We start from the raw sequence: 12,413 nt of genomic DNA, 5'->3' as shown, positions 1-12,413 counted from the left end.
CATAACATGCACCCAGGGCTTGTGCCCGGCATCAGCGTCGAAGACCAGCGCAATAAGTTTGGCCTGGATAAGCCGCTGTTTTCCATCACCGCTATCCTCATCGTCGCCTTCATTATCTGGGGCGTCCTCATGCCCGATAGCGTGGCCAACGCCTCCTCCTCTGCCTTCGGCTGGGCCATTACCAACGCCGGCTGGCTGCTCAATATCACCATGATTCTGGCCATTGTCACCATGGCCTATATCGGTTGTTCCCGGTTGGGTCGCATCAAGCTCGGCACCGATGACGAGGAGCCCGAGTTCAGCTACTTCAGCTGGGTGGCCATGATGTTCGGCGCCGGCATCGGCGTGGGCATCTTCTTCTATGGACCGTCCGAGCCGCTATCGCACTACCTCACCCCGCCGCCGCACACGGTGGAGGGCAATACCGTCGAAGCCCTGCACCAAGCCATGGCCCAGGCCCACTACCACTGGGGCATATCCCCGTGGGCGGCCTACGCGCTGGTCGGCGCGGCGATTGTCTATTCCTCCTACCGCCGCGGGCGTGTGCCTTTGGTCTCTTCCATCTTCAAGCCGCTTTTCGGCTCCCGCGATACGGATGGGCCGGTGGGCAAGCTTATCGACGTCCTCGCGCTCATCGCCACCCTCTTCGGCACCGCCGCCACCCTGGGCCTATCCGCCATCCAGATCGGCGAAGGCGTCACCATCATCCGTGGTGCGGGCCCCATGACCAATACCGCGCTCATCATCATTATCGCCGTGCTCGGCTGCGCGTTTATCCTTTCTGCGGTCTCCGGCGTGGCGCGCGGCGTGCGCTACCTATCCAATATCAATATCTCGCTGACGCTGGGGCTGGTGGTCTTCGTCTTCCTTGTCGGCCCCACCCTGCTCCTACTCAACCTCATCCCGGCCGGCATTGTTACCTACATCGATCAGCTTCTGCCGATGATGGCCAAGGGATTGTCCTGGGGCGATGAGACCATCGAGTTCCAGTCCTACTGGACCGCCTTCTACTGGGCCTGGTGGATCGCCTGGACGCCGTTCGTCGGCCTCTTCGTCGCCCGCATCTCCCGCGGTCGCACCATCCGGGAGTTCACAGCCGTGACCGTCTTCGCGCCTACCATCATTCTTATTCTCGCCTTTACCATCTTTGGCGGCACCGCGATTTCTTTTAACCGCGAAGGCATCGCCGGCTTCGACGGCGAATCCTCTAATGAGCAGGTGCTCTTCGCCATGTTCCAGGACCTGCCTTTAGGTTCCATCACGCCCTATATCCTGCTGGTGGTGCTGGCCGTCTTCTTCGTCACCTCGGCGGATTCGGCCTCTGTGGTGATGGGAACGATGTCTTCCAAGGGTGATCCCACCCCGAATAAACTCGTGGTTATCTTCTGGGGCGTGTGCATGATGGGCATCGCCATTGTCATGCTGCTGACCGGCGGCGAAGACGTGCTAACGGGTCTGCAAAACCTCACCATCCTCGCCGCCCTCCCCTTCTGCCTAGTGCTTTTGGCCATGATGGTGGCCTTCATTCGCGACCTGCGCTCGGACCCGATGTTTATCCGCCGCACCTACGCCCGCACGGCGATGGATAACGCGATCATGCGCGGTATCGAAGAGCATGGCGATGACTTCGAGTTCACCGTTCAGCACGCCGAGGGCGACCGCGGCGCCGGCCACGATTTCGATTCCTCCGCCGAGCGCTATACCGAGTGGTACCAGCGCACTGATGAGGAAGGCGAGAACGTCGACTACGACTTCGATACCGGAGTCTGGTCCGACGGCTACGACCCCAAGCACGATAAGAACCACCCTGACTTTGAGGGTGAAAAGAAGGAGAAGTAATGGGCATTCCAGACGACGTCGTCCTCGATGGTTATACGCTCATCGAGCAACACGCAATCGACCACGAGTTCCTGCTGCGCGGCTCTCCGCTGGGCACCGAAACTCCCCTCCTCTTCGCCCTGACTATTGCGGGCGTCCTGCTGGTTGCGGCGAGCTTCTTCCTGCGCGGTGGCGCGCGGGTAGCAGCCGGCCTGGTGGGCGCGTTCCTGGCGCTTAGCAAGCTGTGGTGGATGCCCTTCGCGCTGTGGCATCACTTCGATGACGGCCAAGTATTCGGCTACACACTCAAGTACTTCCCGCAGTACTGGCCGGTGGCGTCCCTTATCGTCGGCGTCATCGCGCTGGTAGGCCTAGCCTCCGCCATTTTCCGCCGGCCCTAGCCACGCCTAACCGCCGAGCACCGCAATCGCGATATGCACCCGGTTGGTGCCATCGATTTTGGCCAGGATGTGCTTCATGTGCGTCTTGACCGTGGTCAGGGAGATGAACAGCTGCTCGGCAATCTCGGCGTTGCTTAGCCCCTGGGCCACCAGCTGGGCGATTTCATTTTCGCGCTCGCTCAGCTCGGCCAGCCCGCTGGGCTGAATCATTTCCTGCTCCGGCTGCGCCGGCGTGGCCGCCAGCCCCACCAGGTTTTCTAGCACCTTCGGGCTAAGTTGTTGCTGGCCTTGGGCCGCCGCTCTTACCGACGCCACCAGCGCCTCCGGCGCCGTCGTCTTCAACAAAAAGCCCACCGCCCCAGCGCGCAGGGCGTGCAGGATGAATTCGTCGGTATCAAAGGCGGTGAGCATCACTACCGGGATATCACGCGCGCCGGCGAGCGAATGCAGCTGCGCCGTCGCCTCAATGCCGTCCATGACCGGCATGCGAATATCCATCAGCACCACGTCCGGCTCCTCGGCCAGGATGAGCTCGACTCCCTCCTTGCCGTTTCCGGCCTCGCCGATAACGCTGATGCCCGGCGCGCCTTCCAAGATCATGCGCAGGCCATGGCGCAGCAGCGGCTCATCATCGACGAGCACCACACGAATCTCACTCACTGTACTTCCTTCCTGGGCAGGCGCAGAGTCCACGAGAACCTATCTTCCTCGTCCTTTACCCGCAGCGATCCGCCCACCACACTAGCGCGCTCGCGCATGCCGACGATCCCGTACCCGCCACTGTTCCCACTCCCCTTTTCTTTGGCCTGGGCGGTGGGGTTGGACATGGTGATAGACAGGGCGTCGGCAAGCGTAGCGATGGTGATGGTGACCGGCTCGCCCGGTGCATGCTTGCGGGCGTTGGTCAGGCCCTCCTGGACCGCGCGGTTGAGCGCGTGGCCGGCCATGGTGCTCAGCTCCTCCAGCGATTGCGGCCCCGCGCCCGCCTGGTAGCGCACCTCCACTTTCATGCCCGCCTGGCGGGAACGCTCCACCAGAGATTCCACGCCCTCGCGCGGATCAATACGTCCCTCACTGCGCAGCGAGTGCAGCGCCTCACGCAGATCCCCCACGGCGGCCTCGGCTTCATCGCGAATCGTGCGCGCGGATTGCCGCGTCTCTTCCGGATCTAGGTCCTTGCGGTAGGCCAACCCGCCGGCGTAGACCGCAATCATGCTCAGCCGATGCGAGAGTGTATCGTGCATATCCCGCGCGATCCGGTCGCGTTCCTCCTGCCGCGCAAAGTTCTCCCGCGTGGCCATTTCCTCATGCGTGAGCTCCGCCTGCGCCTGCAGCGCAATCGTGCGCTCTTTTTGGTTCGAGCGAACCAACCCGACAACTAAAACCACTACTGCTGGGAGGATGATGCCAGAGAAAAATCCCAACTTCCCGGGCGCACTAAGCCCTTCGCTTCGAGATATATCAAAATCGACCAACTCCGAGAGCACCATGGCCGTACATACCAGCGCCATCCACAACCGGCTGCGGCGCGAGGCCGCAGAAAACGCCGCTATAAATACCGAAGGCCGGAACTCAGCAATCGTCACCGTCGCCGAAATAATGGTTGCGGCTACCAACGCACTGCGCGGGCCGGGCTGCGTGCTGCGCGGGTCACGCTCCCGCGCAGCATGCCGGAGAGCAAAGGGCAATAAGATCCACGTGCCGATCATCACCCCGAAAAGAATAAACAGCCGTCCGGACGAGCCATCGGTCTCGCTAAACCGGGCGGCGACGACCATAAAATCGCCTATCACTGCCACCGCGGCGATGACGAGCTTTTGCCACAGCGGGCGCTGCAGCATCGCGTCGGACTTTCGGAATAACTTCATAACGCGCACCAGTTTAAGCCGGCCCGCCGCCCGCGCGGTATCCCCCGCAGGGAGGATACTTCGGCCCTAGCCGCGCGCTTCCAAGACCATGATCGCAATATGCACGCGGCTCGTGCCGCCGATCTTTTTCAAAATGTGCTGCATATGGGACTTTACCGTGGCCATGGACACCACGAGCCGGTCGGCAATTTCCTGGTTATTCAAGCCCTGGGCCACCAGCTCGGCGATTTCGCGCTCGCGGGAGCTAAGCCTACCTAGGTGGTTGCGGGCGGTGCGGGCGTGGTGCGAATGGGCGTCGGAAAGCGCGGGGCTTTGCATGCCCACCAGCTTGTCGACGACCTGCGGGCTCAACAGCGGCTGCCCCGCCGCGGCCGCACGCACGGCCGCCATGAGCGATTCCGGCGGCGTCGATTTCAGCAGGAACCCAGCCGCCCCGGCGCGCAGAGCCTGCAGGATGAAGGAATCGGTATCGAAGGCCGTGAGCATGATGATCGGCACTGCGTGGACGGACAGAATCTTCTCCACGGCTGCGATACCATCCATGACCGGCATGCGAATATCCATCAGCACCACATCGGGCTGCGCGTCGAGCACGGTAGCCACCGCGTCTCGGCCGTTGCTCGCCTCGGCCACGACCTCGATATCGGGCGCATTGGATAGCAGCAGGCGCAGGCCGCTGCGGACTAGAGCCTCGTCATCAACGAGCACTACGCGCAGGACATCGGCCATTATGCTCCCTTTCCCACTGGTTGATTCCACCGCGCGCGCCACAGCTGCGATGCGACGGGCGTATACGCCACAGTAACCGCCACCACTGCCGCGAGCGCTATCGGCACGATTCCCGCGTGGCCCGCCACTACGCCGTTGAGGAACGAGGGCACGAGAATATCGTTTAGCTTCTCGAAGAATTTGGGGAAAAATTCGATGACTAGCGTGGCCGCAATGAACGTCAGCGCAGCCTGCAGGAGCAACGTCCACAGGCTTACCCGGTGCAGCTGCTTATCGATATCCGGCTGCCCCACCGCCGCAAACATCACCCTCGCGCCTTGCCCGCGAAACTCCGGCACGACGTAACCGCGGCGCTCCACCAGCTCGACGCGGTCTGTGTCTTCGGGCGCATTATCGTCGCTGTGCCCGCGCAGGAATTCCAGGCTATAGGCCGAGTCATCGGTATCGGTATAGCTGAGCTTGCGCGAGGTTCCGTTGACGGTGGAGGTAAAAAGACTGCGCTTAAAGTCTAAGTACTGTCCCGTCCATCCCTCGCGGGCCGTGGTGTCTTCTAGGTCGATGCGCATGAGCCCGTATTCGGGATGGCGCAGTTGCCAACTCATCTCGCTCATTGCGCAGCCTCCTTGTGCGCTAGCGGTAGCTGGATACTCCATCTGAATTCCTCGCCTTCCTTTCTTTCCGGACTTCCCTGGTCAGCCGCGATGCTCATGCGCCCGCCGGAAAGCTCCACGCGCTCGCGCAGGCCCACCAGTCCGTAACCACCTGAGGTGTCCGCGCCATTGCCCGTGTCGGTTCCTGGGGTCCCGCGCGGGACTGGGTTTCGCATCTCGATGTCTACCGCGCCGGCCGCCTCGCGCACCGTGATGCTTACCGGCTGACCGAGCGCGTGCTTGCGGGCGTTCGTCAAGCCCTCTTGTACTGCCCGATGCACGGCGTGCTGCGCCATCGTGGATAGTCCGGCGAAAACGTCCGGGTCGGTACCGTCCGCGTAGGCCACCGTTACCTCTGCGCCGGCCTCGCGCGCGGCCGCGACCAGCTCCTCTACACCGGTGCGCGGGTCCTGGGAAAGGTCTTCGCGCAAGGCGCTTAAGACAGTCCGCAAATCTTCTACCACGTTTTGGGCTTCGGCGCGGATGGTGCGGGCTGCGTCGGTAAACTCCTCCGGCACGCCCTCGCGCGGATAGCTCAGCGCTCCCGCGTGAATAGCCACAAGGCTCAGCCGATGCGAGAGCGTATCGTGCATGTCCCGCGCGATATTCTCGCGCTCCTCTTGCCGCGCGCGTTCTACCTTGGCGCGCATCTCTTCGCGGTTCATCCGGGCTTGCTGCTCTACCCGCCACCGCTTTTCGCGCAGATTGGCGCGCTTTTGGCCCACCAATAACCCCGCGACCATCACGACCACGACGAAGATGGCACCAACCCACCCGATCTCGTGCCAGCTCATATAGGGGTTGAAGATGGTATCAATCGCAAATGCCGCCACGAAGCACGCCACTGCGACCACCGAGCGCGAGGTCGAGCGGCGTGAAACCATAGAAATAAAAGCCACAACTCCGCTGACCGCGCCGAAATAGGAACTAGACCCCAGCAGCACGATGCATCCGGCGATGAAGCTGCGGGTGGAGCCGGCATAGTCGACGTCGGAAAGCTCGCGCGGTTGGTGCTCCAACGCAAAGGGCAGGGCGATAATGCCCAGTACACCCACCGCAAACCCGGTGCAGATATAGGGCCCGTACTCCTCAAATGTCGGCGAGTACTCCTCAATATCGAGGTTCATCAGCACCACGCCGACGAGCCAATTCGCCACCGCGCAGGCGGCAACAATGCCCGCCGTACTCCACTTCGTTCTGACCATGGCCCCAAGCTTAAGCCCGCGGCCATAGTCCTTAGGGATGATTTATTTCTGTACCCCGGCCGCATCGCGCATGGCCTTCGTCTGCGCGGACGGATGCTCGTTCTCGGTAGCCAGGCGCTCAAACGCCACGGCCGCCAGCGCGGCGGCCTGCATGCCGAGTACGGAATCATCAAAGCGCATCATCGGCGAGTGATTCCACTCGCGCTGATTTTCGGGCTTTTCCGGATTGGCCGTGCCCATCCACATAAACGTGCCCGGCACCTGGGAGAGAACGTAGCCGAAGTCCTCGGAGGCCATCATCGGGGCGTCAAAAGGCTGGACGTTCTCGGCGCCAAACATCTGGCCCCACAAGGTGGCGGCGAACTGATTCTCGCGCGCATTGGTCTTGGTGGTGGGGTACAAAATCTCGAAATCCACCTGCGCGGTGCAGCGGTGCGAGGCAGCGACGGAGCTGGAGACCTCCGTAATCATCTGCCGCACGGCGTCGATTTTCTCATCGCGCAGCACGCGCACCGTCGCGCCCAAGGCCGCACGCTCCGGGATGGCGTTATACGCGCCGTCGCCCGCCCACAGGTTGGTCACAGTAATAACGATGGGCTCGAGCGCATCGAAGCGGCGGGTCAGTGCGGTCTGCAAAGACATCTGAATCTCCGCCAGCGCCGCCACCGGGTCGATGGCATCGTGTGGGCGAGAGCCATGCCCGCCCTTGCCCAGCACAGTAATGGTCAGGTTGGAGGAGCTGGCCATCATCGGGCCTGGCACATAGTGGAAGGTGCCGCGGTCTTGAGGGCCGACGTGCAGGCCGTAGGCAGCAATGGGGCGTCGGCCAGCGGCGTCGAGCACGCCCTCCTCAATCATCGGCAGCGCGCCGCCCGGGCCTTCCTCGCCGGGCTGGAACATAAAGGTGACATCGCCGTGCAGCTCCTCGCGGTGCTCGCACAGAATCCGCGCCGCGCCCACCAGACCAGCGGTGTGCAGATCGTGGCCGCAGGCGTGCATATACCCATTCGTCGACGCGAACGGGCTGCCGGTCTGCTCGCGCACTTCGAGGGCATCCATGTCCGCGCGCAAAAGCACCGACACCGGCCGCTCGCCGCGCTGGCCGCCGCGCAGCACGGCCACCACTGAGCTCAGATCCTGGCCCACGTGAATCTCCAGCGGCAGGCCCTCGAGCGCTTCCAGGACCTTCTTTTGGGTGCGCGGCAGGTCCAGGCCGATTTCCGGGTTGCGGTGCAGGTCGCGGCGAAAATTCTGCAGCTCTTCGAGCATCTCCTCGCCCATTTCCTGGAAGACCTCGGTGGCAATCCGCTCCCCGATGCGTGCCCGCGTCACCGGTAGGGGCGGCAGCTGCTGGGCCTGGCGTGGGGCGGCCAGGCGTCCGGGGTTGGTGGGGCGAATGCGCTTGGTCGGGTCAGTCATGGGGGCTCCTTTTCTCGCTTTCGCATTCGAGGGTACCGCAGGTTATCCACAGGCTGCCGGGTGGGTTCGGGGGCGGTGTGACGGGAGAGGCGAGTTATCCACAGGCTCACGCGGGGGCGCTACCGCGGCTGTGCGGGGTATCTTAAGCTCACCGGCATGACCCGCTTGCAGGACTACGCCCGCCAACTTGCCTCGCCGATGGAGCTTCTCGGCGAGGTCTCCAGTGTGCGCGAGGCGGACCTGCGCCGGCTGGGGCTGCCCCGGCAGGAAGCTCGTAGCCTGCTCGCGCTTGCCGACGTCTACTTTGGCCCCACCCCCTTCACCCGCCGGCAGCGCTCGTGCCGGGCGACCAGGCATTGCTTGGCGACGTTGAAGATCATCGAAAAGTACGTCTCGCGCACGAAATCCAAGCGGGATGCGTGGGCGCTGCGCGCTGAATTGTGCGCGACCGACCAGGACGTGGAGCAGCTCGCGCGCACGCGGTTGAAGGAGCTATATCCGCCGCGTCAGCCGGAGAAAGGCGTGCGAATGACGCGGCGCAAGGGCGGGCCGTCGACGCTTTCGATTACCGGCGATTCCGATTTCATTGCTGACCTGCACGCCAGCATCAGCGAGGAGAAGCCGCTCGATTCTGTGGAGCATATCCTCTTCCGCGGCGGGGCTGCGGCGCGGCCTGCCGCGACGACGAATATCATCATCCAGCTCGATGAATTGGATGAAATCTTAAGCGGTGGAGGTGAGGAAATCACGCTGCGGCTGACCAATGGTGCCGAAATCAGCGGCGCGAAGCTGGTGGAAAAGCGCTTGGCCGAATGCGGGCTCGTCACCCTCGTCCATCCTTATGAGGGAGCGGTGAACCTGTATCGCACCTCGCGGCATGCCTCGGAAAAGCAGCGGCTTATGGCGGGTGCGGAAAACCCCACCTGCCCGTGGGCCGAGTGCAACTATCCGGCGGATAAATGCCAAATCCACCACCTGCAGGCGTGGAAGCACGGCGGCGAGACCAATATGGCAAATCTCAGCGTGGCGTGCCCGTATCACAATGGCGTCAACGACGACGATCCGCACGCGCCGCCGGTGCGCGGCCGCCTCGAGCGGCGCCAGGGCCGAATAGTCTGGGCCCCACCCTGGGCCGATTCAACCTAACTACTCGCCTGAAGCCCCAGCCCCAACCCTCCTGCGCGGACCGGGGCGCTCAAGCCTGCCGTGGAATCCGGCAGCTGACAACCTCGCAACCACGGCGCGGCTGCGAGGTGAGTTCGACATGCGTGGAGTGGATTAATCGTCGGCGTCGGTAGACAGCGCGGCCACGAAGGCCTCCTGCGGCACCGAGACGGAGCCCAGCGTCTTCATGCGCTTCTTACCGGCCTTCTGCTTCTCCAGCAGCTTGCGCTTACGGGAGATATCGCCGCCGTAGCACTTCGCCAGCACGTCCTTGCGCATGGCGCGGATGTTTTCGCGGGCGATGATCTTCGAGCCGATGGCCGCCTGGACGGGCACCTCGAACTGCTGACGCGGGATGAGCTCCTTGAGCTTCTTGGTCATCTTATTGCCGTACCACTGGGCGGAATCGCGGTGGACGATGGCAGAGAAGGCATCGACTGGGTCGCCGTTGAGCAAGATGTCGACCTTTACCAAATCCGCGAGCTGCTCGCCGGCCTCCTCATAGTTCAGCGAAGCGTAGCCCTTGGTGCGGGACTTGAGCATATCGAAGAAATCAAAGATGATTTCGCCGAGCGGCATGGTGTAGCGCAGCTCAACGCGGTCCTCGGAAAGGTAGTCCATGCCACCCATCTGGCCGCGCTTGGACTGGCACAGCTCCATGGTGGGGCCGACGAACTGCTCGGGCACGATGACGGTCATCTTCACCACGGGCTCATAGACCTCGTTGAGCTTTCCTTCCGGCCAGTCAGACGGGTTGTGGACCCACTTTTCCTCGCCGTCTTCAGCCACCACTCGGTAGGTCACGGAAGGCGCGGTGGAAATCAGGTCGAGGCCGAACTCGCGCTCCAAGCGGTCGCGGGTGATTTCCATGTGCAAAAGTCCCAAGAAGCCGCAGCGGAAACCAAAGCCAAGGGCGACGGAGGTTTCGGGCTCGAAGGTAAGGGAGGCGTCGTTAAGCTGCAGCTTTTCCAAAGCATCGCGCAGGTCCGGGAAGTCGGCCTGGGAAATGGGGAAAAGGCCGGAGTAGACCATCGGGTCCGGATCCTTGTAGCCCTTGAGTGGGGTCTCGGCGCCGCCGTTGGACCAGGTGACGGTATCGCCCACCTTGGTCTCACGGACGTCCTTTACGCCGGTAATAAGGTAGCCCACCTCGCCGGGCCCTAAGCCCTCGCACTTTTGCATCGTGGGCGACACAATGCCGATTTCCAGCAGCTCGTGGTTGGCGTTGGTCGACATCATGGTGACCTTCTGGCGCGGGGTGAGCTTGCCGTCCACCATGCGGATATAGGTCACCACGCCGCGGTAGGTGTCATAGACGGAGTCAAAAATCATCGCGCGGGCCGGCGCATCGGCGTCAAATTCAGAAGACGGCGGCGGAACTAGCTCGCAGACCTTGTCCAGCAGCTCGACCACGCCCTCGCCGGTCTTCCCCGACACGCGCAGCACCTCTTCCGGCTCGCAGCCGATGATATTGGCGATTTCCAGCGCGTATTTTTCCGGGTCGGCGGCTGGCAGGTCGATTTTATTGAGGACCGGGATGATTTCCAGGTCGTTTTCCATCGCCAGGTAGAGGTTGGCGAGGGTTTGGGCTTCGATGCCCTGGGCGGCGTCGACAAGCAAGATGGCGCCCTCACATGCCTCGAGCGCGCGGGAGACCTCGTAGGTAAAGTCCACGTGGCCGGGGGTGTCGATCATCTGCATGACAATCTGCTCCCCCTGCGCGGTGCCGGACTGGGGCACCCACGGCAGGCGCACGTTCTGCGCCTTAATGGTGATGCCGCGCTCGCGCTCGATGTCCATATTATCGAGGAACTGGTCACGCATATCGCGCTCCGCAACCACCTTGGATAGCTGCAGGATGCGGTCCGCCAGCGTCGACTTGCCGTGGTCGATGTGAGCAATAATGCAGAAGTTTCGGATTCGGGCAGGATCCGTAAACGTCGTGGCCGCAAAGTTTTCAGACATACGTCTACAATAGTCGACATGAAAAGCGCCATGCTCACCCGTCTGCGCCAAGCGCTGGGAATCAGCGAGCGCGAGCCGATAGACACCGGCCTGAGCCGCATTAATTCCCGGTTGGGACTGGATAGGTCGGATGAGTTCCACGAGCCACGCAAGGCTGCCGATATCCAGGTAGAGGCCACCTCCTCCCACCCCCGGTCCATATTTTTCACCCCCGATATGGACGGCCAGGCCGATTCCGGCGAGGTGGTCTGGGTGTGGGTACCGGCCGAAGGTAAGCAGGCACCACCGCGCGAGCGGGCTATCTTGGTCGTCGGCCGCACCCGCACCACGGTAATGGGCTTACTTATCTCCCCCAACCCAAAGCATGCGCTTGACGACGCCTGGCTGGAAATCGGTTCCGGCGAGTGGGACGAGTCCGGGTGCGATTGCTGGGTGCGCCTCGACCGCCTGCTCGAGGTATCCGAGGAGCAGGTGCGCCGGCAAGGCACGCTTTTTCCGGAACGCAGGTTCGAACGAATCGCGAATAGGTTGCGGGCGCGCTACCACTGGGCCTAGCCGACGCGCAGGCCGCGGCCGCGGGGAGGGTTTTGGCAGGTCGGGTTCGGTACTGCTATTGTGTATTGGTTACTTACTTGCCGGGCGCGCTGGTCGGGGCGGGCAGGACCTTGGGTTCGCTCTTCGAATACCAGCGCCGAGCGCGCCAGCGTTTGCTGGCCGCGGGAGTAGTCCGAGTAGGTCGGTTTCTACGTCAATCACTTTCGATTACTAAGAGGTATTTTTCATGGCAAATATCAAGTCCAAGCAGAAGCGCGTTATCACCAACGAGAAGGCACGTCAGCGCAACAAGTCCGTTCGCTCCGCCGTCCGTACCGAGATCCGCAAGTTCCGCGAGACCGTTGCCGCTGGCGACAAGGCTGCTGCTGAGAAGCAGCTGCGCGTGGCATCCCGTGCCCTGGACAAGTCCGTGTCCAAGGGTGTCTTCCACCGCAACACCGCAGCCAACAAGAAGTCCGGCATGGCTTCCGCGTTCAACAAGATGGACTAAGAGCCATTGCACAGATCATCCCCCGGTCGCGCTCTACGGAGCGCGCCGGGGGATTTTCTTAGCTCATTTTGGGCTTGATTTCTAGTGGTCGTGGAAACACCTGACATGGGTTAGGTGATTGTGTGGAGTCGAAATGGGTTCCGGATTCT

12 protein-coding genes are annotated in these 12,413 nt (G+C 62.6%); 5 read left to right on the top strand and 7 right to left on the bottom strand.

The window, feature by feature from the left end:
- The first annotated feature begins 6 nt into the window (after nucleotides 1-6).
- Nucleotides 7-1,839 carry a BCCT family transporter gene (locus tag QP324_RS09520; protein ID WP_284815886.1) on the top strand — a complete coding sequence of 611 codons (1,833 nt, stop codon included), beginning with the start codon at nucleotides 7-9 and terminating at the stop codon, nucleotides 1,837-1,839.
- Nucleotides 1,839-2,219 carry a hypothetical protein gene (locus QP324_RS09515; RefSeq protein WP_284815852.1) on the top strand — a complete coding sequence of 127 codons (381 nt, stop codon included), beginning with the start codon at nucleotides 1,839-1,841 and terminating at the stop codon, nucleotides 2,217-2,219. The genes QP324_RS09520 and QP324_RS09515 overlap by 1 nt, the downstream gene beginning before the upstream one ends.
- A 6-nt stretch (nucleotides 2,220-2,225) precedes the next feature.
- Here QP324_RS09515 and QP324_RS09510 read toward each other — a convergent pair whose 3' ends face one another.
- From QP324_RS09510 to QP324_RS09485, 6 genes are all read right to left on the bottom strand, one after another.
- Nucleotides 2,226-2,879: a response regulator transcription factor gene (locus QP324_RS09510; RefSeq protein WP_284815850.1), complete on the bottom strand. Its 654-nt coding sequence runs from the start codon at nucleotides 2,877-2,879 to the stop codon at nucleotides 2,226-2,228.
- Nucleotides 2,876-4,087, bottom strand: coding sequence for a sensor histidine kinase (locus QP324_RS09505; RefSeq protein WP_284815847.1), 1,212 nt, complete (start codon nucleotides 4,085-4,087; stop codon nucleotides 2,876-2,878). The genes QP324_RS09510 and QP324_RS09505 overlap by 4 nt, the downstream gene beginning before the upstream one ends.
- A gap of 66 nt (nucleotides 4,088-4,153) precedes the next feature.
- Nucleotides 4,154-4,816, bottom strand: a complete 663-nt coding sequence (locus QP324_RS09500) for a response regulator transcription factor (protein ID WP_336620586.1) — start codon at nucleotides 4,814-4,816, stop codon at nucleotides 4,154-4,156.
- Nucleotides 4,816-5,427: a hypothetical protein gene (locus QP324_RS09495; protein WP_284815845.1), complete on the bottom strand. Its 612-nt coding sequence runs from the start codon at nucleotides 5,425-5,427 to the stop codon at nucleotides 4,816-4,818. Before QP324_RS09495 ends, QP324_RS09500 begins: the two co-directional genes overlap by 1 nt.
- Nucleotides 5,424-6,671: a sensor histidine kinase gene (locus QP324_RS09490; protein WP_284815843.1), complete on the bottom strand. Its 1,248-nt coding sequence runs from the start codon at nucleotides 6,669-6,671 to the stop codon at nucleotides 5,424-5,426. Before QP324_RS09490 ends, QP324_RS09495 begins: the two co-directional genes overlap by 4 nt.
- 42 nt (nucleotides 6,672-6,713) lie before the next feature.
- Complete coding sequence (locus QP324_RS09485; RefSeq protein ID WP_284815841.1) at nucleotides 6,714-8,090, bottom strand: M20 family metallopeptidase; 1,377 nt, start codon at nucleotides 8,088-8,090, stop codon at nucleotides 6,714-6,716.
- A gap of 156 nt (nucleotides 8,091-8,246) precedes the next feature.
- On the opposite strand from QP324_RS09485, the gene QP324_RS09480 reads away from it, so the two are divergent.
- Nucleotides 8,247-9,236, top strand: coding sequence for an HNH endonuclease signature motif containing protein (locus QP324_RS09480; protein ID WP_284815839.1), 990 nt, complete (start codon nucleotides 8,247-8,249; stop codon nucleotides 9,234-9,236).
- 132 nt (nucleotides 9,237-9,368) lie between these two features.
- Here the strand turns inward: QP324_RS09480 and lepA are convergent, their stop codons facing one another.
- Nucleotides 9,369-11,219 (bottom strand): translation elongation factor 4, encoded by a 1,851-nt coding sequence (gene lepA / locus QP324_RS09475; protein ID WP_005324118.1) that lies wholly within the window; start codon nucleotides 11,217-11,219, stop codon nucleotides 9,369-9,371.
- Between the two features lie 18 nt (nucleotides 11,220-11,237).
- On the opposite strand from lepA, the gene QP324_RS09470 reads away from it, so the two are divergent.
- Both QP324_RS09470 and rpsT read left to right on the top strand, forming a co-directional pair.
- Nucleotides 11,238-11,774, top strand: a complete 537-nt coding sequence (locus tag QP324_RS09470) for a type II toxin-antitoxin system PemK/MazF family toxin (RefSeq protein ID WP_284815836.1) — start codon at nucleotides 11,238-11,240, stop codon at nucleotides 11,772-11,774.
- 226 nt (nucleotides 11,775-12,000) lie between these two features.
- Nucleotides 12,001-12,264, top strand: coding sequence for a 30S ribosomal protein S20 (gene rpsT, locus QP324_RS09465; protein WP_005324114.1), 264 nt, complete (start codon nucleotides 12,001-12,003; stop codon nucleotides 12,262-12,264).
- Nucleotides 12,265-12,413: the final 149 nt, after the last annotated feature.

The sequence above is a fragment of the Corynebacterium sp. UMB0012 genome (genome assembly GCF_030216265.1).
Classification (GTDB): domain Bacteria; phylum Actinomycetota; class Actinomycetes; order Mycobacteriales; family Mycobacteriaceae; genus Corynebacterium.
Note: the sequence above shows the minus strand (reverse complement) of the source record. Positions and strands in the feature narration are given on the sequence as shown.